The sequence below is a fragment of the candidate division TA06 bacterium genome (assembly GCA_016208585.1).
GTDB lineage: Bacteria > Edwardsbacteria > AC1 > AC1 > EtOH8 > UBA5202.
Window position 1 is genome coordinate 1 of record JACQXR010000091.1, and the last position, 25,515, is coordinate 25,515.

Here is a 25,515-nt window from a genome sequence, read left to right on the forward strand (position 1 = left end):
AGTTTGAGCAGGTTCATAAAATGCTCAACCGGAAAATCTACAATTTGGATCGTTTTTGTAAGTGACCCTAAAATACGGAATCAGTATTTACAATGCTTTGGGAGGTTTTTTGTTGCATATTGCGCATTTTTGAGGTTTAAGGCATACAAATTTTCGGAATGGATCAGTTTATTAGTGCTATTTTGTATTCCAGAAACATACACAAGCCCAGTAGTCGCTGGCCGGTTCAATATTTCTTTTTCGTTCTTTTTATTTTCGTAATATAAATGCATGTTATATCCACATATTATAGCTGGTACAAAAATTCCCTTAACACCAGTGCACTCATTATATTATAGCCCTCTTTGTTTTTCTTCAGGAATCTGTGCATTTTATTGTCTCCCTGGATGTATAAAACCCCATCCATGATTGCTATTTTTATGGCTTTAACTCGCTTGGCTTTAAGCGTGCTTATACCATCAGCAAATTGTGCATCTTGATGGCTGCCAAAATCAGTCAAGAATTTTGCTTCACCAATAACATACCGGCCATTAAATCGTGCAACAAAATCAAGACCTTTTTCGCGAGTATAACTCAGATGCTCTTTTGCAAAGTTCTTAGACCCGTTGTCTGATGCATCTAATAGGGCATTACCTTTTGATTCTAAAAATTCATCATAGGGCAATAGATCAACCCCGAGTGTTTTTTTGCTTAACCACTCTTTAAATTTTTGACCCATTTGGCGGTTTGTTTCTTTTGGTTCGGAACATTTATCGAAAAGTGCGTTGATACCTATATCATAAAGACGGCCGCACAAGCGGTTAACGGTTGCTGGGTTTCTCGCGATTGAAGAAGGGTCTCTTTTGAGATATGCAACGTAAGAGTCTTTTATTGGGAAAAGTTCTAAATCTAAAAGGCGTTTTATTAACTCCGTGTTGTTCCTATTTTGAAAAGCTTTCTCAACAGCATCCCAGGAATCTTTGTTAATGTCTCTGATGCCTTCAGGTATTATCGGATATACTTTATATAAGTCATCTAAATAGTTCCTTTGGCTTGCATATTCAATACTAAGCTCTGTCCAGCGGTTCACTATGAAAGGGTAACAATACTACGTTCATGCCTTGAGCCCCCCGGTCGTGTAGCCCAGCTATCGCTCTGCCGGCGGTAATCAGATCTCCCGCGGCGGAACCAGCACCTGCCCGTAATAGAACTTAATGGCGCTCAGTGCTTGGGTCCGGTAGCTTTTGGATGCGCCCTTCTCGCCGCTTAGGTATTCCAGGTAAGCCTTGATTTCCGCCGGGCCCAACTCCTGGGGCGGCCGGTGCCCGGTATGAGCCAGCATCAGGTTAAAATGGGACACATAGACCCGGATGGTGGCCTCGCTGTAATTGCGCTGGCGGAGCAGTTCCAGGTATTCCGGCGGCAAAGCCGGGCTTTGGACCGAGGATCGCCGGGTGCGCCGGCCGGCTGGCCGGGACCCGTCAGTGTGTCGTTTGACCCGCCGGTTGGGCGGGGACGCGTCGGTTACCTCGGCCAGGCCGTCCAGCTTGGCCTGGAGGTAGGCCAGCCAATTCTCCCGCCAGGGCATCAGCCAATCCTGGGGGCCGGCCCGCCAGTGCAGGCTGGGCAGCAGTTTCTTGATTTTGATAACGGGGAAATCATCGCCGATGTCCAGCTTGACCCATTTCCGGCCCAGATGGATAATTGACTCACAGTAGATAATCTCCCGGCCCGCCGCTTGGTCTGTTTCGGGGTTGGTTTGGCCGGGGCTCTCAACCATTGTTGGCGGGACTGGCTGGCTGCCGGTTATGCCGTGATTTTCGTCGTTCATGATTTTTTTCTTTTTAAATGATTCTTATGGTTCTTCTTCATTGATCTCCGCAATTTTCATCGCGGCCCGCAGCAATCCGATCTTAAAATTCAGACTGCGATATCCATCACAAAATCCTTTGCTCCGATGGTCAGGGTTTTCAAGTCAACGCTCAAACATCCCTCGACCGCGTCGTAGATGTTCAGTAAAAATTCCTGCCTGGTTTCGCCCTGGGTCATGCATCCGGGAATGGCCGGGACTTCGGCCCAGAAACCGCCCTCGTCGGCCTGATGGATGACTACTTTTAATTTCATGGAGATACTCCTGTTTTTATTGGCCGTTGTTCCGAGATGAGGCCGCTCATACCGCCAGCAACAGGGCGTTGAAGGTTTCCTCGGGCACGGGCAGCTTGTCTTCCTGCAGAGCAGCGATGTAGCCGTCGATGGCCTCCCGGGCATTGGTGATGGCCTCTTCCTTGGTTTTGCCCTGGGTGATGCAGCCGGGCAGGCTGGGGCATTCAACTACCCAATACCCGTCTTCGCCTTGGTAGATCAATATCTGGCGCATTCATTTGCTCCTTTTGCTGTCGTTCCCCGGGAAATTTTATATGGCCGCTTTTTCCTTCATGGCCTTGATCTCCTCCACCGTGTAGCCCAGCTGGCCCAGGATCTCCTGCTGGTGCTGGCCCAGGGTCGGCGGCGGAGCGTCGATGCTGGCCGGGGTGGTCGAGAACTTGGCCGACAGGTTGAACAGCTTGCGATAAACAGGGTAAGCATACAACCAGTGGGGGTAAAAATCAAGCGAAAAACATGCGTTAACCGCGTACTTCCAATTCGCCTTTTGCATTCATCAAACGGACCGACGCAGCGATGATCCGTTTTCCTATTTTGGCGGAATAAATCCCGCTTCGGGTAGAATTTTTCAGCTTTGCCAGACGTTTAAGCGTCGCTTCAATCCGCTCAATTTTCCGTTTTTGTTTTTCATCATTGGCCACAGCTTTCGGTTGTTTGCCGGTTTTCGATGATTTGCTCTTTGTGTTTTTCATGTTTCAATTCCGTTTTTGTCCTGAATTTCATATAATCATTGCCGCCGTACAATTATCAGGCAAGGCGGCCGCCGGCACATTTTAAATGGCCGCTTTTTCTTTCATGGCCTTGATCTGTTCTGCTGTATATCCCAACTGGCCCAAGATTTCCTGCTGGTGCTGGCCCAAAGTCGGCGGCGGGGCGTCTATACTGGCCGGGGTGGTCGAGAACTTGGCCGACAGGTTGAACAGCTTGAGCTCGCCCAGGTCGGGATCCTTGATGCATTCGATGGTCTGGCGGTACTTAACTTGCTCGGCGTTCAGGGCCTTCTCCAGGCTGAAGATGTCGCCGGTGGGGATGCCCTTGGCGTTCAGCGCTTCTACCCAATATTCCGTGGTCTGCATTTTCAATTTTTCCTCCAGCAGGGGAGTCAGAGCCTTGCGGTTCTTCTTGCGGGTGTCCCGCTCCTGGAACCGGGGATCGGTCAAAAGCTCCGGCACGCCCAGGACGTTGGCCAAATCCTCCCACTGCTTCTGCTGGTTGGCCGCGATGTTGACGTAGCCGTCCTTGGTGACGAAGGCGCCGGAGGGCGCGGCGGTGAAGTTGTCGTTGCCCATGGCCACCGGCTGCTGGCCGCCGATCAGCAGATTTGCCGCCACCCAGCCCATCAGCGGCATGATGGAATCCAGCAGCGCGATGTCGATGAACTGGCCTTGGCCGGTCTTCTCCCGGTAATACAGCGCGGCCATGATGGCGAAGGCAGCGTTGAGGCCGCCCACCGTGTCGCAGACCGGGAAGCCGGCCCTTAAGGGGTGCAGGCGCTCGTCGCCGTTGACGTCCATTACCCCGGACAGGCCCTGGATGATCTGGTCGTAGGCCGGCTTGAAAGCGTCGGGCCCGGCCTGGCCGAACCCGGAGATGGCGCAGTAGACTATTTTGGGATTTATCTTCCTGATCTCGGCGTAAGAGAATCCCAACCGGTCCATCACGCCGGGCCGGAAATTCTCCACCACCACGTCGGCGGTCTTCAGCAGTTTGCGGAAAATCTCCTTGGCCTCTTCGGCCTTCAAATTAAGCGTGATAGACTTCTTGTTGGCGTTCTGGGCCAGAAAAGAAGTTCCCATCAGCTTCTGGTTCAGCTCCGGGACCGCGCCCAGCTTGCGGGCCAGGTCGCCGCCCTCGGGATTTTCGATCTTGATCACCTCGGCCCCCAGCAGGGCCAGGTGCATGGTGGAAAAGGGCCCGGACAGGACGTTGGTCATGTCCAGCACCCGGATGTTCTGCATCATTTTTTTCGGCCTCGGTTTAATAAGTGAGCCGGACTTGAGGATGGCGCCCGGCAGTTCGCGGTTAAAGAAGACGGAGACATCCTTAGCGGTCTCCAGCAGCCGGAACAGGTCAATGTCGGTCCGGATATCGGCCCGCTGCAGGGAGTGGACGAAGTCCTCGGTGCAGACGTTGCCGGCTGCCACCTTGGTAAAGGGGCAGCCTCCCAGGCCGCCCACCGCCGTCTCGATGTACTTGACCCCGGCGTTCATGGCTGCATAGCAGTTGGCCATTCCCAATCCATAAGTATTGTGGAAATGACAGGCCAGCTCCACCTTGGGATCCATCTTTTTGATGGTTGAAAACAGCCGCTCCACCTGCTGGGGATTGGCATGCCCGGCGGTGTCGGCCAGGCTGATGTTCCTGATCCCGGCCTCCAAATACTTTTTGACCATGTCCAGCACCTTGTCCTCGGGGATTAAGCCGTCGAAGCCGCAGCCGAAGGCCGACTGCACCGAGGCCTGGACCTTCTTGCCGGAATCCATGGCCTTTTTGGCCATGGACAGGATCTGGCCCATGGCCTTGGCCGGGCTCATCCCGGTGTTCTTCTGGCTGTGGGTCTCGCTGGCCGAGACGCCCATGCAGAACATCTCCACTCCGCAGGCCAGCCCCCGCTCGAATCCCTTTTCGTTGAGCACCAGCCCGGACAGGACCGTTTCCGGCCGCTTCTTGCCGTTCTTGGCATAATGTTCGAACAGAGCGTCGGTGTCGGCCATCTGGGGCACCTTCTCCTGGTGGACGAAGGAGCCCACCTGGATGATGTCCAGGCCGGACTCCATCAGGGCGTCAATCCATTTGATCTTGACGTCCATGGGCACCGATTGTTTCTCGATCTGCAGGCCGTCCCTTAAACCTACTTCGTGAATGTATATCTCAGGCATATTTATTAGAAATTATGTTTTATGGTTAGTGTACTACGTTTCCGGTCATTCTCGCGCAGGCGGGAATCCATATAAAATCCTAGATTCCTGCTTCCGCAGGAATGACAACCCGTGAATCGTAGGGGCGATTTGCAAATCGCCCCTACGGCATCATTATAATTTCTTGGCGATGGCCTGGGCCATTTCCAGGGTCTTGGTGCTGCCGCCCATGTCGTAGGTCCGGACCTTGCCCTCCTGGATCACTTCGGCCACGGCCTTCTCGATCTTGTCGGCCTTGGCGGTCTCGCCCAGCCAGGCCAGCATCATCTTGGCGGCCAGGATGGTGGCGATGGGGTTGCACTTGTACTGGCCGGCATACTTGGGGGCCGAACCGTGGGTGGGCTCAAATACCGCCAGCTTTTCTCCGATGTTGCCGGAGCAGCCGAAGCCCAGGCCGCCCACCATCTGGGCGCAAAGGTCGGAGACGATGTCGCCGAACATGTTGGTGGCCACCAGCACCTCGTAGTTCATAGGGTTCTTCAACAGCCACATGCAGATGGCGTCCACGTTGGCGTCGTCGCACTGGATGCCGGGATAATCCTTGGCCACTTCCTTGCCGATCTCCAAAAACAGTCCTTCCGTTGCCCGCACCACGTTGGCCTTGTGGATGATGGTTACTTTCTTGCGGTCGTATTTCTTGGCATATTCGAAGGCCGCCCGGATGATCCGCTCCGAACCCTTGCGGGTGTTGATCTTACAGGTGATGGCGTACTGGTCCAGGGCCACGTCCTTGAAGGCGGCGAAAGGTTTGGAGACCTTCAACAGCACGTCCTTGAGCTCCTGGGGCACCGGGTTGAACTCTACTCCGGAATACAATCCCTCGGTGTTCTCCCGGAACACCACCAGGTCGATCTCGTTCTTGAAATTCAGGGAATTTCCGGGATAGGCCTTGCAGGGCCGCAGACAAGTGTAAAGGTCGAACAGCTGGCGCATCCGGACGATGGGCGAGCGGTAGACCATGCCTTTGCCCTGAAGCTCCGGTGCCAGCTCCTTCTCGGCGGCCTTGACCGGCTTGGAGGTGATGGCGCCGAACATGGCGGCGTCAACTTTGCCCAATAAATCTATTGTCCTCTGGGGGAAGGCATCGCCCTCCTTGCACCAGAACTCCCAGCCGATGTCTCCGTGGATGTACTCGGCATCCAGCTTGACCTTATCCAGCACTATTTTGGCGGCCTCCAAAGCCTCGATCCCGATGCCGTCGCCCGGCAGCCAGGCTATCTTGTACTTGGCCATAATAATGATCTCCTGTAAATTTATGGGTTAAAATGTTTTTACCGTAGAATTTTAATTTTAACTCAAAGGAAACAGCTAAGTCAATAGCAAAAAGGAAAATTGCAAAAAGGAAAATAAATTATCAAACAGTTAATATCATTAAATACCGGAAAGAATGTCTTAGGGAATATGAATTAGATAAAAAACAGACCATAGTTGCGGAGCCCTATAGTTACGCCCGTTACAAGTTATTTGGTAGAATTGCTACAATATACGATAATTATAAGACTAAAAAAGAACCAAAAATTACGAGAATTAAACAAAAAACGCTGAATTGACAATAGGTTTGTTGATAACCTAAATTAGTGCCACCTATTACTAATGGGAGCGTATATTAGTAGACATTCCGGTTTCTTTTAAATCCAATATAATTAGCGTATTTAGCGTGTTTCGGTGGAAAAAAGTCTACTATTATCCGCTCTGATTAGTAACTAAATAACACAGACTCGGTGTCCGTCTTTTTTATTGACTTTACAAATATTAACAGGTAAAATAAAAGGTTAATTGAAATCAAATTAAATTAACCACTTTCCTATAAAAGACACCATGAAGAACATCCCCGAGAAATATGATTTTTCCCTGGTGGAAAAACACTGGATTGAGACCTGGCTTAAGCAGGGAATTTACGACTGGAACCCCTCCATTGAACGCTCCAAGACCTTTGCGGTAGACACTCCGCCGCCCACCGTCTCCGGTTCGCTCCATGTGGGCACGGTCTTCGGCTACACCCAGCAGGACGTGATAGTGCGCCAGCGCCGGATGAAGGGCCTCAACATCTTCTACCCCATGGGCTGGGACGACAACGGCCTGCCCACCGAGCGCCGGGTGCAGAACATGTTCCACGTGCGCTGCAATCCCCATCTGTCTTATCAAAAGAACTTCGTTCCCAAAACAACAATGGTTCGACAGGAGCCAGGCTCAGCAGCCAAAGCAGCTCACCATAAAGAACCGCCCGAAGAGATCAGCCGCGATAATTTCATAGAACTATGCCACCAGGTTACCAAGCAGGACGAGAAGGTTTTCAAGTTACTCTGGCAGCATCTGGGGCTATCCATCGACTGGTCGCTGGAATACGCCACCATCGACGACCACTGCCGTAAAACCTCGCAGCTGTCGTTCCTCAAACTTCTGCAGGACGGCCGGGCCTACACTTCCTTTGCCCCGCATCTGTGGGATGTGGATTTCAAGACCGCGGTCTCCCAGGCCGAGGTGGAGGACAAGGCACTGCCGGGCCATTTCCACAATATCCGGTTCGGGGTAGAGGGTGATTCGACTGGCTCATCACAAGCGGATTCCTTCGTCATAGCCACCACCCGGCCGGAACTGCTGCCGGCCTGTGTGGCCGTGATCGCCCATTCCGATGACGAGCGCTATAAGCCCTATTTCGGCAAGAATGCTATCACTCCATTGTTCCGGGCTAGGGTGCCGATCATAGCCAACGAGAAGGCCGACCCGGAGAAAGGCACCGGCATCCTGATGATCTGCACCTTCGGCGATATGATGGATGTTGAATGGTGGAATAAATACCAATTGCCCCTGCGCCAGGTAATAGGCCACGACGGCCGGATGATGGAGATCAATTTCGGCGCCCCGGGCTGGGCCAGCGCCGACCCGGCCGCGGCCAACAAGTTTTATTCGGAGATAAAAGGCAAGACCGCCAAGCAGGCGCAGGCCAAAATGGTCGAGATGCTCCGAAGTTCCAAAGGTGAGGCTCTGCTGGGGCTGGGAGCGCCCTTGACCGAGGAGCCGAAGCCAATAGAGCATCAGGTGAAGATGTACGAGAAGGGCGAGCGGCCGCTGGAGATCATCCCCACCATGCAGTGGTTCATCAGGATCATGGACCTCAAGGAAGAATTGCTGGAGCAGGGGAGGAAGATCAAATGGCATCCCCGGCACATGCGGATCCGCTACGAGGACTGGGTGGAAGGCCTGAACCAGGACTGGTGCGTCAGCCGCCAGCGCTACTTCGGCGTGCCCATTCCGGTGTGGTATCCGCTGGATGCCGGGGGCAATCCCTTATACCAGAAGCCGATCATGCCGGCCGGGGACCAGCTGCCGATAGATCCCCAGTCGCGCCCGGCGCCGGGCTACGAAGAATCCCAGCGCGACCAGCCCCACGGTTTCACCGCCGACCCCGATGTCCTGGACACCTGGGCCACCAGTTCCATGACCCCGCAGATCGCCAGCCACTGGGCCAAGGACCCGGAGCGTCATAAAAAGACCTTTCCCATGGACATCCGGCCCCAGGGCCCGGAGATAATCCGCACCTGGGCCTTTTACACCATAGTCAAGGCCTACCTGCACGAAAAGCAGATTCCCTGGAATAACGCGCTGATCAACGGCTGGATCATGGATCCCGACCGCAAAAAAATGTCCAAGAGCCAGGGTAACGTGGTGACCCCGGAGCGCCTGCTGCTGCAGTTCTCCTCGGACGGGGTGCGCTACTGGGCGGCCAAGGCCCGGCTGGGGGTGGATACCATGTATGACGAGGCCATGTTTGCCAACGGGAAAAGGCTGACCATCAAGCTGTATAACGCGGTCAAATTTGCGGCCGGGCATATCCTGAAAGCCGATCAGTCAAAATTGGGCCCGGAGGCCGTTACCGCCCCGCTGGATAAAAGCTTCATTGAGCATCTCAAGCAGGTGGTCATAAGATCCGGAAAACACTTCGCGAACTTTGAATACGCCGACGCCCTGCAGGAAACGGAATCGTTCTTCTGGGAAAAATTTTGCGACAATTATCTGGAATTGATCAAGGTCCGGGCCTACCAGGAAGGGGACTCGGCCGGCAAGCTTTCGGCCCTGGCCACGCTGAAATTTACTCTGAACGTCACCTTAAGGTTGTTCGCGCCGTTCATTCCCTATTTTACCGAAGAGGCTTGGAGTTGGATGTTTGCCGCCGATTTCGGGAAAGAAAGATCGGTGCATACTTCCCGCTGGCCCGAGCAGGACGAGTTCGCCGGTATTTCCGGATCACAAACAGGCGACCCCTTCGGCGCGGCTACCGAGGTGCTATCCGCCGTCCGCAAAGTCAAAAGCGAGGCCAAGGTCAGCGTCAAGACGCCGCTGAAATCTCTGAAGATCGCGGGAAGTTCCGAAGATCTGAAGGCACTGAAGTTAGTCTGGAGCGACCTGCTGGGCACGGTGGGCGCGCAGAAGGCCGTGGTTATTGAAGGTCAAGTAGAAAACGGCAAGTTTGAAGTTAAAGCGGAAGTGTAGAATAAAAACGATAAAACATAAAACAAAAATAATATGAAGCTGTTTCCGGTGCGGATAACCAGACTTCATCTCAGAGGAAGCTCGATAGCCCGGCCAGGAGCATGGTGAGGAGAGCGTCCCATCCGGTGGCATTACTGAGCAAGTACCTTTGTGCCAGTGAACTGGCGGCATCAGCAGACGGATCGCTGGCGATCGGCGATCTGTTGCGGGCGAAAATTGAGTTTCGAAAATGCGAAGTCCTGCTTCTGGCTGGCAAGACTCAGAAGGTTGTTGTTACCGGCCAGAAGCTGATCAACGATTTTAAGGGTTTTTTCCTGCCCGAACTGCTCGGCGACCTCTACGGCCTTTTGAGCAACGCCTTTCTGATGCTGAGCGATTACCCCCGCATGGAAGAAGCCGCCCTATCTTCAATAGCCATACAGCTTCAGGCGGGTAACACTGCGGGTATTGCCTCCTGCCGCAATACGCTGGGCGTGATGTACGAGGACACCGGCAGAATGGCATTGGCCCTGGAGCAATACCAGCAAGCCCTGGGGCTTTACGAAAAGCTAAGCGATCAGGCGGGCATCGGCGGCAGCCTGGTTAACATAGGCACGGTGTTGAACGGCCTAAACCGGGCCGGGGACTCCGAGGCAGCCTTCCGCCGTTCGATAGATACCCTGGAACAAAGTATTGACAAGGTCACGCTGGGATTTGCCTACAGTAATTACAGCGTACTGTTGGCCAGGCAGGGGCGGAGGGACGAAATGATGAAATGCCTGGAACGGTCAACCGATATTCAGCGTCAGATCGGCGATAATTACGGTTTGGGGTTCAGCCTTTCCAATATCGCGGGCCAGCAGTTCCGGAGCGGCCAGTGGAGCCGGGCCATCATGACGCTCAACGAAACGATCGCGATGCGGGAGAGCATCGGCGAGCGCCTTTTCCTGGCCGGGAATTATTTTGAACTGGGCCGGCTGCTGATGGAACTGGGCCGGTACGATGAGGCCCGCCTGAAAACGGAGCGCGGGATCACCCTGGGAAACGAGGTCAGCCACCCTGACATATCCGCCGCCGGATGGCTGCAGTTGGCGGAACTGGCGCACCGGCAGGGCAATCATGAACTGATGCGGCTTCATCTGGACCAGGCGGCCGGATGTCTGCCGGCGATGGCTGAAGAGACCAGATATCAACTTATGGAGGCATATTGCCGGCTGGGTCAGGGAGATGCGGCGGGAGCCCGGCAGGTCATAAACCGGATTCAGCAAGAGAACGAAAGCTTGCCGCCGAAAATGGGCGCGGCTTTCTTCCTGCTGAAGGCCCAGTACAAATGCTATATCGACAATACGGATATCTTTAACCGGACAGATTTCGAGCAGGCGGTCATTTCGGCCCGGGAAAGCGCGGAAGAAGGCATCCATGTCCTGGCCGGCGTTTTATTTCATTACGGAGGATGGTTGATATCTACCGGCAGCGAAGCCGGACAGGTTTTATCAGAGGCCGAAGGCATATTCCATCAACTGGGAAACGACTTTTGGCTGGAGCAGGTTGCGGAAATAAGAAGGAAAAGTCTATCAGGTAATTGACAGGCTGAAGAGGGTCTGTCGAAAAGTGGTAGGTTTGAGATTAAAGCGGAACTCTAATATAGAAGGAGTCAAAATGAACAAGGCGTTTCTGACCCTGGTACTCTGTTTGCTTTTTACCGGAGGTGTTTTGGCCGCCGGGAAAAAGACCACCATCTCGGTGATGGACCTGAACACCACTTCCGGACTCTCGCCAAAAGAAGTGGCCCTGCTTACAGATAAACTGCTGAACAGTCTGGTGGAATACCGGGTCTTTGAGGTGGTGGAGCGCTCCAAGCGCGACGAGATCCTTAAAGAACAGGGCTTTCAGATGACCGGGGCCTGCGACCAGACCTCGTGCTTAGTGGAGGTCGGGCAGCTTTTAGGCGCCCAAAAGATGGTCGGCGGGACCATCGGCAAGCTGGGCAACGTCTATGCGGTGGAACTGCGGATGATAGACATCCAGACCGGGGGCATTGACCTTTCTTTCTCCCGCAACTATGGCAAGGTGGCCGATCTGCTGACAGCCATGAAGGAGGCGGCCGAGATTTTCTCCTCCTGGAAGCCGGGGGCCGCCGGCCAGAGCGCCAAACCGGGAGGGATATTTGTGATCACCGAGCCCGACGGAGCCAAAATAATAGTGGACGGAAAAGAACATACCGGCCTGACCCCGAACCTGATATACCCATTGTCCGAGGGGCTGCACCAGCTGTCGCTGGTAAAGGAGGGCTACAGCCTGTTTTCCACCAGCCGGTTAGTCAGCATCGGAAAAGTGGACACGGTAAGCGCGCCGCTGATGAGCCTGGCCGGCAAGCTGAAAATAAAAACCGATCCGGCCGGGGCCAAGGTGTTTCTTAACGATAAATACCAGGGCATTGCTTCCGAGCAGGGCCTTGTCATAGAAGACCTGACTGATTCCCTGTATAAGATAAAGGCCACCAAGTGGGGTTATAAAACATACAATGCGATATTGACCCCCACTCCCGGCCGGGAGACAAAGATAGATGCCAGAATGCCGCTCCGACGCTGGAAAGTAAACTTTTTTTCAGGCGAAATTATGAAGGTCACGTCCCCTAACAGAGTGGATGGTGTCATATATGGGGCCATGACCATCACTGATGACGATTTCAGGAAAATCGGATCCGGGATAACGGGAGGGGTGGGCTTTGCTATCAATAGGAATTTCACCGTGGGGTTGATATATCAGTTCCGGTTCTATCCACTTTATTCCATAGATAAGCACACCTCGTCCTGGGAACCGACCACGGGACGGCATGAGGCCCTGAATATGGGCTTTAGCTCCCATTCGCCGGTCGTCAATTTGACGGTTACGGTGCCCTGGGGACAGTTAGAGCCCTACGGCGAGGTCAGATACGGCGAAGGCAAAGCCAAATGCGATGGGAAATACAACTGCGAGTATCTATCGCGTCCCAACGAGTCCAGCGATTGGACCAGCGACAGCCTAATCACCAAACGAATAGGCAACCCGGATGATTACAAAACACTTCAGGCTGGCGGAGGCTTTCTATACTGGCTGCGGCCGGACCGGGAAGCACTGCGGGTTTATTGTATGTACAGCCGGGACAGCTTCAAAAATATCTCTGTTCCCTGGGGGGAGTCGGTGGATCCGACGGCCTCGGGTCTGCAGTTCGGTTGCGGGATTACGGTCAATTTTTAAGGCGATGTCGGGCTTAAGGCGCTTCAAACCTAAAGCAGAGTTGCATCCATATTTAAGGAGTGGAACATGAAACGGATCGCCATGGTCTTGGTATTTTTGCTGCTGCAAGCCGGGCTGGCTTCCGGGCAGAAAAAGACCGCTCTTTCGGTGATGGACCTGAACATCACCAGCGGCATCACCCAGCAGGAGGCGGTGATGCTGACCGACAAGCTGTTGAACGAACTGGTGCAGATGCGCCGCTTTGAGGTGGTGGAACGTTCCAGGCGCGACGAGATTCTGAAGGAGCAGGGATTTCAGATGACCGGAGCCTGCGACCAGTCCTCGTGCCTGGTGGAGGCCGGCCAGCTGCTGGGTGCCCAGAAGATGGTCGGAGGCACCATCGGCAGGTTCGGGGCGGTCTACGCGGTGGAGCTGCGGATGATAGACATCGGGTCCGGCAAAATAGACCAGGCTTTTTCCCGGAAATACGCCGGCGACGTGTCCAACCTGCTGGATGCCATGCGCGAGGCGGCCGAGATATTTTCATCCTGGAAACCCGGGGCGGCCGGCCAGAGCAGCAAGCCGGGCGGGCTTTTTGTGGTCACCGAGCCCGACGGGGCCAAGATAATAGTGGACGGAAAAGAGCATCCGGGTTTGACCCCGAATCTCGTTTACCCATTGTCCGAGGGGCTGCACCAGGTGTCGCTGGTGAAGGAGGGCTACAGCCTGTTTTCCACCAGCCGGCTGGTGAGCGTCGGAAAAGTGGACACGGTAAGCGCGCCGCTGATGAGCCTGGCCGGCAAGCTGAAAATGAAGACCAATCCGGTTGGGGCCAGGTTGTATCTGAACAACAAATACCAGGGGTTGGTCAATGAACAGGGCATAACCATTGAGGATCTGACGGACTCCCTGTATCAGATAAAGGCCGCCAAATGGGGATATCACAGCCACCGGGCGGCCTTCTCGCCAAACCCGGGCCGGGAGACCAAAATCGATGCCCGCCTGTTTCCGATGCGCTGGACCTTCACGGTATCCTCGGGCGGCGTGATAGGGACATCTCCCGGGAAAACCCCCTCCCCGGGGCAGGATATAACCGATGCTGATTTCGGATGCCTGGGACCGGCCTTTATGGCCGGGCTGGGATATAACATCAGCCGGCACCTGTCGGTCAGCCTGATGTATCAGTTCCGATTCTCTAATTATGCCGTGGATAAAGATATTAACCTGTGGCGCGATACCGCGCAAATAATTAGATCGGTGGACGCTGACATAGCGACGCATTCCGCGCTGGTCGGGGTGTCAGCCGCCGTGGCCTGGGGGCGGTTCGAGCCGTATGGCGAGGCAAGGATCGGGGTCGGCCGGGCGGCGGCCAGGCAAACCTATGCCGACGAGTATTTATCCCTGCAGGCTTCGGTCATGACCAGGGACAGCATCATCAGCAAGGCATACGACGATGCGGCGGGATACATTAATTATCAGGCCGGTGGCGGAATCAAGCTGTGGTTGTCACAGCGGTCGGCAGTGCAGGTAAATTGCCTGTACAATTCAGAGGCGCTGGGGGGATACCCCAACCATTTCTACGATCCGGCCCAAGAGGTGGATCTGAAAGCATCTGGCCTGATGGTTAGCATGGGGCACGTGCTGCATTTTTAAGTTGATAGGCAACTAAAAAGCCCCGATGAGATCCTCATCGGGGCTTGTGCTTGTTTTTGAATTGTCAATGTGGTATCTTTAAGGCATGTCTAAGAACTGCAGGAAATACACCAGCGAACAGGACTGGCTGAATGCCGTCTGGCATATCCGGATGGAAAGGCTTTCCATCGCCAATCTTTTGGGTAACCGGCCGCTGGAGCGCAGCGAACTGGAATTTTTGGAGGCTTGGTCAAAACATTCGGACATAGAGGACCGGCGTCTTCATCTGTTGGAATCCCGGCTCCGCTATTTGCTGGATACCGGAGAGATCAGCGCCGCCGAAATTGAAGCCGACCGGATGGTGGACCGGGTCAAAGACACCGATAAAAAGTCCTTCATCCGCCGGGCTCACGGGTGGAGGGCGGTGGTTTACCGGGAACAGAGCCGGTATCCGAAGGCCATCGCCGATTTTGAAATGTCCGAAGGCTGCGCCGAGAACGAACTGCAGCTGATGGAAATCTGGCTGGACAAGGGGATGACCCTGGTTTACGCCAACCGTTATCAGGAAGCCGAAAAGATGCTGCAGCGGGCCATAGCGATCGCCCAAAAATACAACGACATCAACAGCCAGGGAATAGCCTGGAACAACCTGGGAATATGCTACGGCCAGCAGTGCAAAAGCCGGCCGGCCATCGAGGCCTACGACCGGGCCATATCTTTATACCATCAGACCGGCTACAAACTGGGCAGCGCCATGGCCTGCGGCAATCTCTCTGAAATATATTTAAGCCGGGGGCAGCTGGACAAGGCCCTGGAGTTATCCCGGCAATGCCGGAAACTGGGGGCCGAGGCCGAGGATGTCATCAGCATCGGGCTGGGCCAGGACATCACCGGACGGATCATGTTCGAACTGGAGGAATATCAGGAAGCCGCCGCTTGTCTGAAAAAGAGCTTTGAGATATTCAGTGAAGTGAACGATACCGTTGCCCAGATAATGTGCGGATGTCACCTGATAAGCTGCCTTTGCTGCTCCGGCCACATCAGGGAAGCCGGGGAATATTTAAAGCAGGCGGAGGGAATATTGTCTCCCGCCGAAAAGCCCGGGAAAGACTATAATGTTGTGGTGGCCAAAGAGGCCGTTTTAAAGACCGATAAAAGATACGACCAGGCCAGGGAACTGCTGGAGCATTTTTTAAATGACACGCTGCTTCAAAACCAAAACCAGGCGGCACTGGGCCTGAAGCTGGCAGAGTTATACGTCCTGCTGGGGGATTCAGTTAAACTCAGGAATATGCTGAAACGATTGCATACCATACCGGAAGAAAAACTGACCGATCTTTTTAGGGTCAAGATGTATTCGGCCGGTTGGACGCTGTATTCCGGGATGGGTTTAATTCCGGAAGCCGGGGCGCAGAAAAGCAAAGGGCTGGCGCTGCTGAAAGAAATGTCGGGATTATACACCGACCGGGGCGTTTGGGAAAAATATTGCCGGAAAAAAGAGATCCGGGCACTTTTGGAATGAGGGGAACGAGCTTTAAACTCAATCCCAAAACAAGAAAACAAAATCAGATGCCAAAATCCACAAAAATAAACGTCAAAGACCGCCTCCGCTGGCAGCTGGGGGAACGGGTCAAGGAACTGACGGCCCTGCACCGCACCGCCCTGATATTGAACCGCCCCGGCCGTTCCATAACGCATACCATGCGATCGCTGGTTTTAACTTTGCCTAAGGCCTGGCAGTATCCGGAAATCACGGCGGTCAAAATATCCTGGGCCGGGAAAACCTATGCTTCTTCTGATTTTAAAAAGACCCGATGGAATCAAAAGGCCGATTTTAAAATTATTCCGGGCCAAACCGGGTCGATAGAAGTCTGTTATTTAAAAGCGCCGCCCCGGGCCGATCAAGGCCCTTTCGAACAGGAAGAAGAACTGCTGCTGAATTCGCTGGCGGTAATGATAAAAACCTATCTGCAAAACAGGATTTACCAAAAGCGGCAGGTCCAGGCAAAAACAATTTTGGCGCAACAGGTTAAAAAGCGAACTATAGACCTGACCTCGGCCAATGCCGATCTGCGCCGGGAGCTGGCCCGGGGCCGCCGCCGGGAGCGGTGGATTAAGGCTTACCAGGAACAGTTGAAATGGCTGGCTTCGGAGCTCTGTTTGGCCGAAGAACGGGAACGCCGCTCGATTGCCAGCGACCTGCATGACAATATCGGCCAGGCCCTGGCAATCATCAAGATGAAGTTTCTGCAGCTGCATTGCAATTCGGTGCTGTGCAAGTTCCAGGACAGTATCGAAGAACTCCGGCTGCTATTGGACGACGCCATCGGGAACGCCCGGTCCCTGACCTTCGAGATCAGCCCGCCCGTCCTCTACGAACTGGGGCTGACGCCGGCGCTGCAATGGCTGGCCGAAGAATTCCACCGGAAATACCACACCGGTATCGAGGTAACGACCGAGGGGACGCCGGAGCCCCTTTCCGACGATCTGAAAGTGACCTTCTTCCGGGCGGTCAGGGAACTGCTGTTCAACGCCGCCAAGCACGCCAAGGTCAGCCGGGCGTGGGTCCGGGTCGTCTGGGAGCGCGGCGCGCTGAAGGTGGAGGTGCGCGACGACGGCGCGGGCTTTGACGCGTCGGAAATCCTGCCGGGGAAAGGGAGCGGGTTCGGGCTGTTTAGCGTCCGGGAACGAATGTCGTTCCTGGGCGGCGGATTTGACATCGACGCCAAACCCGGCCAGGGCACCGTAGCCACGCTCACCGCGCCGCTGAACCGGGACCAAGGAGGCGGCCCGCGATGAGTCTGAAAATTCTTCTGGTCGATGACCACAAGATCGTCCGCGAGGGACTGCGCACCCTGCTGGACACGCAATCCGACTTTTCGGTGGCGGCCGAGGCGGCCGACGGAATGAGCGCGGTGAAGCTTGCCCAGCAGTTGAAGCCGGACGTAATCATCATGGACATCACCCTGCCGGACCTGAACGGCATCGAGGCCACCCGGAAGATCCTGAACAAAAACCCCCGGATCAAAGTGATCGCGCTTTCGATGCACGCCGACCGGAGGTTCGTGCTGGAGATCCTGAAAAGCGGCGCCCGGGGATATCTGCTCAAGGATTCGGCCTTTGACGAGCTGGTGCTGGCGATCCGGACGGTGGTCAAGAACCGGACCTATCTCAGCCCGCAGATCGCCGATCTGGTGGTCAGGGAATACATCCGCAGAACGGATCGGGCCGACCAGTCGGCATTTACCCTGCTTTCGGCGCGGGAGCGCGAAGTGCTGCAGATGATGGCCGAAGGGAAAGCCACCAAGCAGATCGCCGCCAAGATGGACATCAGCGTCAAAACCGTGGAAACGTTCCGGCAGCAGATCATGAATAAAACCGGCATTGACAATGTGGCCGGACTCACTAAATACGCGATCAAAGAAGGACTGACAAATCTATAAATAATTTTCCGGGACGGTGGTTTGGAACTGCGGCCGTTATTTGACTCGGCCGCAGTTTTGTTAATCGAAAGAATTCCTCGAAGCTCGCTGCGGGGTTACCCCAAAGGGAAAGTATGAAAACCGCAGGTTTTCATACAGATGGTATCTACACGATAGATACCTCGCAGCTTGCTGCGGGGTAGTTCATTTTGTTCCAGGCATTATTTTGGGCTAAGGTATTTGGAAGTAAAATATCAGGGTTTTCCTTATTGCTTGGAATTAACCGGTGGTATAGGCTATACCTTGGGGGCCGCCGGGGTCAAGGAAAGAAATCGTGTTCAGCCACGAAGGCACTAAGAAAAAATATTTCTTTTGCTCAATCCTGAAAATAACCCGAACTACTACCTCTGCCATCGCCGTTGGCCGCCAAATCGTGAATTGTGAATTGTGAATCGTTATTGGCCGCCGATTTCACCGGAATAAACAGATCAAAATCGAAACTGGACACAGAAGCTGATAGAATAAATGACTAAATCCCCTTTGAGCCCCTGGACGCCGAAGCTTAAGCGTAGGTGGCTTGGTGTCCCTTCGGTTTAACACTTCGGCTGGCTCAGTGCATCGCTCAGGGCATGCTTGGTGGCTGAATAGTTACAAGAAATCATGGGTATCCGGAGCACCTCCGCTGTAGCTGCAAACAGACAAAGCATTTATCCGACGAAGCCAAAACATAGTCGGAAGCTACGGCGCTTGAAGAAGCCCGGTATAAAAGCGTAAGCGGAATGGCCGATGGCGGCCGGCGCCAGGGATTAGTTTCCCCGGTCGGGCTGTGTTGGCCAGGGCGACGCCGTCGAATACAAACGGGAACAGGACACCATTAGTTAAGGAGACCTACCATGACTTCACAATTGGCTCTAAAAATAAAATGCCCGGTATGCCGTAAAAGCCTGATGGACCGGCAAAATATGCTGGATGGATATCCCAGCATAGCCTTGGAAGCGGAAGGCAACGGCCACCGGGGCTGGCTCCGGTTGTCGCCGGTCTACGGCAGTTATGATATCGAAAGCGAGTTTGAAATCCCGCCCGACTGCGTGGCCAGGATATTCTGTCCCCAATGCCGTTCCGAGCTTAAGAGCCTCGCCGCTTGCGATCTCTGCCAGGCGCCAATGGTCCCGTTGATGTTGGAAGAGGGCGGAAAAATCTTTACTTGTTCCCGGCGGGGATGCAAAAAACATTTTCTGGAATTTGAAGACATCGACAAGGCATTGGCTACCTTCTACGAGGCCTATGCCCTGGGAGGAGCAGGACAAAAGGCCCAACCAGCGGTCAAGAAAGCCATCGTCGAAGCGTCCGACCTCAAGGAAATAATAAACAACGGCAGCTTTCTCCAATCCTACTGTCCCCATTGCCGCCACACCTTCGCCTGCTGCAGTTTGCTGGCTTTCACGGTGATCGGCGGGGACGGCCGGGAAGGCATATTGCAGCTGTCCCCGTACTTCAACGTCTTTACCAACAAGTCCACCATCGAGATCCCCCGCGGCGAGGAGGTCAAGGATTTGCAATGCCCCCACTGCGGCCAAAGCCTGATCGAAAAAGACAGGAAATGCGGCGAGTGCGGGTCCCGCACCGCTAAAATTACGGTGGGAGCCATGCACAAACTGATCTCGTTCTTCATCTGCCTGCGCAAGGGCTGCACCTGGCACGGGCTCTCGGATGAGGATACCAGGTTGATCATGTTGGAAGACAGTCGGGAGTGGTGAGCGGGTCAAATTCGAAATACGAAATCCGAAACAATATCAAAACCGGAAATCCGAATCCCAATGTTGTCGATTTTACGATTGGTTAGTCTGCATTTATTTCGAGATTAGATATTCGTAATTGTCAAGTGTAATATTACAAGGGCAGGTTCGCTATGTACCCCATCATTGACCGCCAGGAATTAGCCAAAGGCAACATGGTGCTGATCACCGTGGAGGCCCCCCAGATCGCCCGCAAGATCAAACCCGGCCAATTTGTCGTATTGCGGATCAACGAAACCGGCGAGCGCGTTCCATTGACTGTGGCTTACAAGGACCTGTCGCATGGCACCATCACCATCATTTTCATGGTAATAGGAAAATCCACGGCGCTGCTGGGATCGCTCAAGGTGGGCGACGCCATTAAGGACTTGGTGGGGCCGCTGGGCGTCACCGAGGAGTTTGCCAAGCTGGGCACCATCGTCGGCATCGGCGGCGGTTCGGGCATTGCGGTATTGCACCACCTGTTGCAGGGGTATGAGGCTGCAGGCAACAAACTGATCGGCATCATCGGGGCCCGGGAGCGGGACCTGCTGATCCTAGAAGACGAAATGAAGACCCTCTGCCGGCAGCTGATAGTCACCACCGACGACGGCAGCTACGGCATGCACGGCTTGGTAACCGACGCTCTGAAGACCCTGGTGGAGCGGGACAACCCCGAGCCGATCGATCTGGTGATCGCAGTGGGGCCGTTGGTGATGATGCGTTCGGTATGCCAGATGACCAAACTTTATAACCTGAAGACCCTGGTCAGCCTGAACCCGGTGATGGTGGACGCCACCGGTATGTGCGGGTCCTGCCGGGTGACGATCGGGGGCCAGACCAAATTCGCCTGCGTTGACGGGCCGCATTTCGACGGGCATTTGGTGGATTTTGACGAACTGATCCAGCGCAACAACAGCTACACCCGGGACGAGAAAACCTCGCTGCTCTTTTCCATCCGAGCCAAATGATGAGTAACCATTCAGCCACCCTTCTATACATCAGGGTAAACTCCGCCACTAAGACACTAAGACTTCGGCGGGCCTACGCGCTGTAGCCCCGCCAACGGCGGGGCGCAAGCGTGAGGCTTCGGCAAGTTCAGCCCAACGGCTCAGTCGAACGCTCATAAAATAATTCGGAAGCTACCATAAAAATGTCATCCTTCGGTCAACTCAGGACAAGTTTTAGAAAAAAACTGCTTTGGGAAAAAGATTTACGAAAGCGAAAATTGCAAAACAGCCTATTTTAAATGGACCCAGGTTTAAATCCTCCTTTTGCCGTGGTGTCTTAGTGGCCCTGAATAGTTACCATGATGAGGTGAAGTGTGTCCGAATTGAAAAAAGACGAAATAGATAAGATCGCTCCCGGCACCGAGCTTACCATTTACTGCCCCCACTGCCATCAGGGGCTGAACCTTTATGAGCCGAAGTCCAATAAAACCTGGTTCCGCTTGAATATCAAGGCCGGGGGCCAAAAAGGAGAGTTGTTTTTAAGCCCCAAATTGGACGAATTTGAGAGACGGTCCGGCCTGGAACTGAAAGAGGGACAGGCCGTCGCAGAGATGTCCTGTCCCCTATGCCGGGCTTCGCTGATCGAGCCCGAGGCTCATTGCGGGGAATGCAATTCGCCGGCCGCCAGGATCATGATCTCGGTCCGGTCCAAGTTGATACCGTTTTATATTTGCACCAAGAGCGGCTGCCGCTGGCATGGGATATCCCAGGCCGACGAATTGAAGATCAAACCCAAGGCGGCCCGGCAGAAGGTGCCGGAGCAAGATGCGGTTTTAAGGATCCGCAATTTCCAAGAGGTGCCCTACGGTTTCACCCGGGAGACGGCTTTGATCGAGGCCAACCGTTGTTTGAACTGCAAAGACCCCAAATGCCAAAAGGGGTGTCCGGTGGACATCGACATTCCCCAGTTCATCGGGCTGATCAAGGAGGAGAAATTCGCCGAAGCCGCTCAGAAGATCAAGGAAAAAAACGCCCTGCCGGCCATCTGCGGCCGGGTTTGTCCCCAGGAGGATCAGTGCGAAAAGGATTGCATCCTGGCTTTGAAGGAGCCGCCGGTGGCCATAGGCAGTTTGGAGCGTTTTGCGGCGGACATGGAAAGGGAAACCAAATCGGTGGTGATTCCCAAAAAAGCCCCGGCCAACGGGAGCAAGATTGCAGTAGTGGGAAGCGGGCCGGCCGGCCTGACTCTGGCCGCGGATATGGCGCTCAAGGGTTACAGCGTCACTCTTTACGAAGCGCTGCATAAACCGGGCGGGGTGCTGGTTTATGGCATTCCCGAGTTCCGGCTGCCCAAAGCCATCGTTGAGGCCGAGATCAATTACCTGCGCCGGATGGGGGTCAAGATCGAGGTCAATTCTTTGATCGGCCGTCTTTACGACTTGAACGATCTTTGGACTATGGGATACAATGCGGTCTATTTGGCGGTAGGCGCGGGGCTGCCGGTGTTCCTGAACATTCCCGGCGAGAATCTGTGCAATATCTATTCGGCCAACGAGTACCTTACCCGGCTTAATCTGATGAAAGCCTATTCTTTTCCGGACTACGACACTCCGGCCCCCAAGGGCCGGCAGGTGGTGGTGGTGGGCGCCGGCAACGTGGCCATGGACTGCGCCCGCACCGCCTTAAGGATGGGCAGCCGCGAGGCGACTATCGTTTATCGCCGCTCGCGCAATGAGATGCCGGCCAGGAAGGAAGAAATACATCACGCCGAAGAAGAAGACATTAAATTCAGGCTGATGACCAACCCGGTGCGGTACATCGGCGACGACCAGCGCTGGGTGCGCCAGATAGAATGCGTCCAGATGAAATTGGGCGAGCCGGACGCCTCGGGCCGGCCCAGGCCAATACCCATCGCCGGTTCCAATTTTTTGATCGATACCGACCTGGTGATCGTGGCGGTGGGCGCCGGGCCGAACCCGGTGGTTTTCTCCGGGTTCCTGGGCATAGAAAGGAGAGATAAAGGATACGTCGTCTCCAAGACCCCATCGGGACGCACCAATCTGCCCGGGGTCTGGGCCGGCGGAGATATCGTAACCGGGTCGGCCACCGTGATCTCGGCCATGGGCATGGCCCGGCTGGCGGCCGATGACATGCACAAATACCTGACGGAAAAACCGGGCCAATGGCTGTAAAAGAAAAGGCCATGAATGGCCTTGATTGGCATTGATGCGCGTCTTTAACCCAGCCCTTCCTCCTACGCTAAAGCTTCCGCGGGCGCTATCATGCCAGCTTCTTTAAGTGCAGTAGCTTTAGCGGAGGCACTCGGCTGATGAATAAGGACTGGGTTAAGAGCACATACTCTGTACCCCAGTCTTAGGCCGTTCACGCCTGCCCACGGCCCCGCTTGCCCCGCAAAGCGGTGGCAAAGCGGAGCCTCGCCTTCGGCGTGGCGTGGCGTGCCGAAACAACTACGGCCTGCAGGCACGGCCTTTGCCCCAGCAGGCTATGCCCGGCCTTCGCAGCCTCAGCTGCTACGGCTAAAGTAGGCTGCGGCGGACAGGCCCCTTCAGGCTCCATAATTTTTATCCGCCTTCGCAGAAGACCACGGGCTATGCCCGTGGATGAATGCGCATCAGGTAGATGCTACGGCGGACGCCGTCGGCCATAGCCTTTGGCGCCGGACGATGTCGCTGATTACTCAAGGCGGATAACCCCGCCACTGGCGGGGTAACCTAGGGAAAGGAACCACGGGCTTTGCCCGTGGGGCTCCATTGCCCCTTGACAAGTTTTCAAAAAATGTTATAATCCTAAAGGTACAGGTCTACAATATATTTAACCAAAAGGAGGAAAGGATATGCCGTTGCCCAAGGATTTCAGCCAGGCCGTTAATGCGTTGACGGCGCGAGCTCAAGGGTTGGACAAGAACAAGGCGGACTTTGCCTCGGCCGCAGACCAGGGGATCGTCAAGCCGTTCTTAAGCGGCGCAGCCAAGATCAAAGACATAGACGCCCGGCAGGAGCAAGCCAAGGCGGCCCTGCACCAGATCACCGAGGAACTGAATTCGGCCATGAAGGACGTGGCCGGCCTGGAGTCGCAGTTGACCTCGCTGATCTACGCCAAGTACACCAAGAAGAACGATAAGTTGGAGGAGTTCGGCCTGAAGTCCTGGAAGCCCAGCGGGAGAAAAGGGCCCAGGGCCAAGAAGTGCTGACCGACCCCTCCCTTGATCCCTCCCACGATTACGTTAATTTATCCGACAAAGCTTTAGCGCAGTTGAATGCTTCGTCGCACAGGCCCGGCAGGAGAGGAAAACTATGTCCCCTCTGGTAGAGGGGAACGAGGGGTGTGTCCAAGCCTGCGGGAAACGAGTTCCAGGTTGTGGAACGAGCGTTCCAAAGCGCGGAGTTAGAATGCCAGGCCGCGGAATGGGCATTCCGTGAGGCGGAATAAGAATATTAGCCTTGGGAATTAGAGTTCCACAACGTAATATTAATATTCCGGGCCAGGGAATTAGTATTCCAACCGTTGGAATTAGTATTCTAATCTGTGGAATTAATATTCCAAGGCGCGGTAATAGAATTCCCAATCGTGGAATTAGAATTCCAACCGCTGAGAAAAGAGTTCCTGAGGTTGGAAATAGTGTTCCAAACCGAAAGGAAAGAGTTCCAAGACGTGGCAGGAGTTGTTTTTGACCGGGAAGGCTTTCGTTTAAGCAAGTCAAACTGATGTTTTGCAATAGGTTGGGTGGTTGGGGACGAAAATAGGGGGGTAGGCGGTTAAAGGAATCTGGCGCGTTGAAAGGCGGACAGACTTGAAGGCGATAGAGTGTGAAACGATAACCCACAATGCCCAAAAACGAGTTAAGTTAATGTTTGGGTACGACCCGGCGCTGATCGCCTCCGTGCGGACGATTATCGGCTGCCGATGGAGCGCCTCTCTGAAAGCGTGGCATATTCCCTGGCGGGAGGATTTTCTTGAATACTTGCGGTCGCACTTCGACGGCATGGCGGAGGTAAAGGCGACGGGCAAAGCCAGTTTTGGACCTAACCCCACATCCCACTTCGGCAGCAACAAATCGGATCTTCTCAGTGCGGGCTTTTCCCCGCCAGGGAAGGGGAACAACGGCGCCTGGTACAACTCGCGTCATGCGGACAAGAAGATCCCTGCGCTGCCGCCGGAATATCTGGAACAACTGAGGCTACGGCGGTACAGCCGCAACACCATTAAGGCCTACCTGACTCACTTCAATCTGTTCCTGACCTTCTTTGGCCACCGCCCGCCGCAGGGCATCACTCATGAAGAAATCAGACGCTACCTGCTGTATTTGGTGAATGAAAAGGACGTTTCCGGGACTTATCAAAACCAAGCAGTTAACTCGATCAAGTTCTATTACGAGCAGGTGCTGAAGCAGCCGCGAAAGGTGTACGAACTGCCGCGGGCAATGAAGGGCCGCAAGCTGCCCACGGTTTTAAGTCCGGACGAAGTTGTCAGGATTATCTCGTCCATAGACAACCGTAAACACAAGACCATGATCGCCCTGATTTACTCCGCCGGATTGAGGCTGTCCGAACTGCTTAACCTGACACCGGCCGATATAGACTCCAAAAGAAACAGGGTCTTCTCCAATGAGTGTGGGTGATTTTAGGTGATTTTGGGCTACTTACAGGGGAGGAAGCGTGCAGGTCAGTACCTTCAACCGTAAGTATTCCTCGTCTCTCAAACCATACGCCCTGCGCTGAATAACCCTGATCTTCACGGCAAAAAGCTATAAACTAAATACACGCCATTAGTGGCGGGTTATCGCCTATTTTGGCATATATTGCGCCATAATGGCGCTAACCCACTAGTTGTCGGGCATGGCGGCGCTCATATTACTCCGGGTTTAACCAGGGTCGGCGCTGCACCGGCACACTCGGAGCGTTTCACTTGACAGCGGAAGCTTACACGCCGGGATTGTGAAACAAAGCGCATCGGGAATGTGAACGGC

At 54.4% G+C, this 25,515-nt stretch carries 20 protein-coding genes; 12 read left to right on the forward strand and 8 right to left on the reverse strand.

The genetic code is table 11. The features are described 5' to 3' along the window. Window positions 1-286: 286 nt before the first annotated feature. From HY768_06965 to HY768_07000, 8 genes are all read right to left on the reverse strand, one after another. The gene (locus tag HY768_06965; GenBank protein MBI4726950.1) at window positions 287-1,069 is read right to left on the reverse strand and encodes a restriction endonuclease; all 783 of its coding nucleotides are present in this window, start codon (window positions 1,067-1,069) and stop codon (window positions 287-289) included. 78 nt (window positions 1,070-1,147) lie between these two features. After that, window positions 1,148-1,810, reverse strand: a complete 663-nt coding sequence (locus tag HY768_06970; GenBank protein ID MBI4726951.1) for a phage integrase N-terminal SAM-like domain-containing protein — start codon at window positions 1,808-1,810, stop codon at window positions 1,148-1,150. 89 nt (window positions 1,811-1,899) lie between these two features. Further along, window positions 1,900-2,103 carry a type II toxin-antitoxin system HicB family antitoxin gene (locus HY768_06975; protein ID MBI4726952.1) on the reverse strand — a complete coding sequence of 68 codons (204 nt, stop codon included), beginning with the start codon at window positions 2,101-2,103 and terminating at the stop codon, window positions 1,900-1,902. 46 nt (window positions 2,104-2,149) lie between these two features. After that, window positions 2,150-2,356: a type II toxin-antitoxin system HicB family antitoxin gene (locus HY768_06980; protein MBI4726953.1), complete on the reverse strand. Its 207-nt coding sequence runs from the start codon at window positions 2,354-2,356 to the stop codon at window positions 2,150-2,152. Window positions 2,357-2,392: 36 nt separating this feature from the next. Continuing rightward, entirely contained in the window at window positions 2,393-2,635 is a 243-nt protein-coding gene (locus HY768_06985; protein ID MBI4726954.1) for a hypothetical protein, read from the reverse strand. Then, window positions 2,604-2,834: a hypothetical protein gene (locus tag HY768_06990; GenBank protein MBI4726955.1), complete on the reverse strand. Its 231-nt coding sequence runs from the start codon at window positions 2,832-2,834 to the stop codon at window positions 2,604-2,606. The genes HY768_06985 and HY768_06990 overlap by 32 nt, the downstream gene beginning before the upstream one ends. An 81-nt stretch (window positions 2,835-2,915) precedes the next feature. Next, window positions 2,916-5,021 carry a hydroxymethylglutaryl-CoA lyase gene (locus HY768_06995; GenBank protein ID MBI4726956.1) on the reverse strand — a complete coding sequence of 702 codons (2,106 nt, stop codon included), beginning with the start codon at window positions 5,019-5,021 and terminating at the stop codon, window positions 2,916-2,918. Between the two features lie 153 nt (window positions 5,022-5,174). Continuing rightward, window positions 5,175-6,293 (reverse strand): isocitrate/isopropylmalate dehydrogenase family protein, encoded by a 1,119-nt coding sequence (locus HY768_07000; GenBank protein MBI4726957.1) that lies wholly within the window; start codon window positions 6,291-6,293, stop codon window positions 5,175-5,177. 585 nt (window positions 6,294-6,878) lie between these two features. Between HY768_07000 and valS the strand changes: the two genes are divergently transcribed. The 12 genes from valS (at window position 6,879) to HY768_07060 (ending at window position 25,167) form a co-directional block, all read left to right on the forward strand. Next, the gene (gene valS, locus HY768_07005; GenBank protein ID MBI4726958.1) at window positions 6,879-9,551 is read left to right on the forward strand and encodes a valine--tRNA ligase; all 2,673 of its coding nucleotides are present in this window, start codon (window positions 6,879-6,881) and stop codon (window positions 9,549-9,551) included. 101 nt (window positions 9,552-9,652) lie between these two features. After that, window positions 9,653-11,116 (forward strand): tetratricopeptide repeat protein, encoded by a 1,464-nt coding sequence (locus tag HY768_07010; protein MBI4726959.1) that lies wholly within the window; start codon window positions 9,653-9,655, stop codon window positions 11,114-11,116. 73 nt (window positions 11,117-11,189) lie between these two features. Further along, window positions 11,190-12,770, forward strand: coding sequence for a PEGA domain-containing protein (locus HY768_07015; GenBank protein MBI4726960.1), 1,581 nt, complete (start codon window positions 11,190-11,192; stop codon window positions 12,768-12,770). A 66-nt stretch (window positions 12,771-12,836) separates the two neighbouring features. After that, window positions 12,837-14,402 (forward strand): PEGA domain-containing protein, encoded by a 1,566-nt coding sequence (locus HY768_07020; GenBank protein MBI4726961.1) that lies wholly within the window; start codon window positions 12,837-12,839, stop codon window positions 14,400-14,402. An 85-nt stretch (window positions 14,403-14,487) separates the two neighbouring features. Continuing rightward, a complete protein-coding gene (locus HY768_07025; protein MBI4726962.1) occupies window positions 14,488-15,903 on the forward strand; it encodes a tetratricopeptide repeat protein in 1,416 nt (471 codons plus the stop codon). Between the two features lie 47 nt (window positions 15,904-15,950). Then, entirely contained in the window at window positions 15,951-17,180 is a 1,230-nt protein-coding gene (locus HY768_07030; protein ID MBI4726963.1) for a sensor histidine kinase, read from the forward strand. Further along, window positions 17,177-17,824: a response regulator transcription factor gene (locus HY768_07035; GenBank protein ID MBI4726964.1), complete on the forward strand. Its 648-nt coding sequence runs from the start codon at window positions 17,177-17,179 to the stop codon at window positions 17,822-17,824. The genes HY768_07030 and HY768_07035 overlap by 4 nt, the downstream gene beginning before the upstream one ends. A gap of 872 nt (window positions 17,825-18,696) precedes the next feature. Further along, window positions 18,697-19,560, forward strand: coding sequence for a hypothetical protein (locus HY768_07040; protein ID MBI4726965.1), 864 nt, complete (start codon window positions 18,697-18,699; stop codon window positions 19,558-19,560). A 152-nt stretch (window positions 19,561-19,712) separates the two neighbouring features. Next, the gene (locus HY768_07045) at window positions 19,713-20,549 is read left to right on the forward strand and encodes a sulfide/dihydroorotate dehydrogenase-like FAD/NAD-binding protein (protein ID MBI4726966.1); all 837 of its coding nucleotides are present in this window, start codon (window positions 19,713-19,715) and stop codon (window positions 20,547-20,549) included. Between the two features lie 671 nt (window positions 20,550-21,220). Next, window positions 21,221-22,720 (forward strand): NADPH-dependent glutamate synthase, encoded by a 1,500-nt coding sequence (gene gltA, locus HY768_07050; protein MBI4726967.1) that lies wholly within the window; start codon window positions 21,221-21,223, stop codon window positions 22,718-22,720. Between the two features lie 662 nt (window positions 22,721-23,382). Further along, complete coding sequence (locus HY768_07055; protein ID MBI4726968.1) at window positions 23,383-23,739, forward strand: hypothetical protein; 357 nt, start codon at window positions 23,383-23,385, stop codon at window positions 23,737-23,739. A 600-nt stretch (window positions 23,740-24,339) separates the two neighbouring features. Then, window positions 24,340-25,167 (forward strand): phage integrase N-terminal SAM-like domain-containing protein, encoded by an 828-nt coding sequence (locus HY768_07060; GenBank protein MBI4726969.1) that lies wholly within the window; start codon window positions 24,340-24,342, stop codon window positions 25,165-25,167. The last annotated feature ends 348 nt before the right edge of the window (window positions 25,168-25,515 follow it).

Bases quoted from the DNA above. Each gene is read 5' to 3' on its own strand.
- HY768_06970 (MBI4726951.1), bottom strand. From the start codon at position 1,810: ATGAACGACGAAAATCACGGCATAACCGGCAGCCAGCCAGTCCCGCCA.
- HY768_06975 (MBI4726952.1), bottom strand. From the start codon at position 2,103: ATGAAATTAAAAGTAGTCATCCATCAGGCCGACGAGGGCGGTTTCTGG.
- HY768_06980 (MBI4726953.1), bottom strand. From the start codon at position 2,356: ATGCGCCAGATATTGATCTACCAAGGCGAAGACGGGTATTGGGTAGTT.
- HY768_06985 (MBI4726954.1), bottom strand. From the start codon at position 2,635: ATGCAAAAGGCGAATTGGAAGTACGCGGTTAACGCATGTTTTTCGCTT.
- HY768_06990 (MBI4726955.1), bottom strand. From the start codon at position 2,834: ATGAAAAACACAAAGAGCAAATCATCGAAAACCGGCAAACAACCGAAA.
- HY768_06995 (MBI4726956.1), bottom strand. From the start codon at position 5,021: ATGCCTGAGATATACATTCACGAAGTAGGTTTAAGGGACGGCCTGCAG.
- HY768_07000 (MBI4726957.1), bottom strand. From the start codon at position 6,293: ATGGCCAAGTACAAGATAGCCTGGCTGCCGGGCGACGGCATCGGGATC.
- valS (MBI4726958.1), top strand. From the start codon at position 6,879: ATGAAGAACATCCCCGAGAAATATGATTTTTCCCTGGTGGAAAAACAC.
- HY768_07010 (MBI4726959.1), top strand. From the start codon at position 9,653: ATGGTGAGGAGAGCGTCCCATCCGGTGGCATTACTGAGCAAGTACCTT.
- HY768_07015 (MBI4726960.1), top strand. From the start codon at position 11,190: ATGAACAAGGCGTTTCTGACCCTGGTACTCTGTTTGCTTTTTACCGGA.
- HY768_07020 (MBI4726961.1), top strand. From the start codon at position 12,837: ATGAAACGGATCGCCATGGTCTTGGTATTTTTGCTGCTGCAAGCCGGG.
- HY768_07025 (MBI4726962.1), top strand. From the start codon at position 14,488: ATGTCTAAGAACTGCAGGAAATACACCAGCGAACAGGACTGGCTGAAT.
- HY768_07030 (MBI4726963.1), top strand. From the start codon at position 15,951: ATGCCAAAATCCACAAAAATAAACGTCAAAGACCGCCTCCGCTGGCAG.
- HY768_07035 (MBI4726964.1), top strand. From the start codon at position 17,177: ATGAGTCTGAAAATTCTTCTGGTCGATGACCACAAGATCGTCCGCGAG.
- HY768_07040 (MBI4726965.1), top strand. From the start codon at position 18,697: ATGACTTCACAATTGGCTCTAAAAATAAAATGCCCGGTATGCCGTAAA.
- HY768_07045 (MBI4726966.1), top strand. From the start codon at position 19,713: ATGTACCCCATCATTGACCGCCAGGAATTAGCCAAAGGCAACATGGTG.
- gltA (MBI4726967.1), top strand. From the start codon at position 21,221: ATGATCTCGGTCCGGTCCAAGTTGATACCGTTTTATATTTGCACCAAG.
- HY768_07055 (MBI4726968.1), top strand. From the start codon at position 23,383: ATGCCGTTGCCCAAGGATTTCAGCCAGGCCGTTAATGCGTTGACGGCG.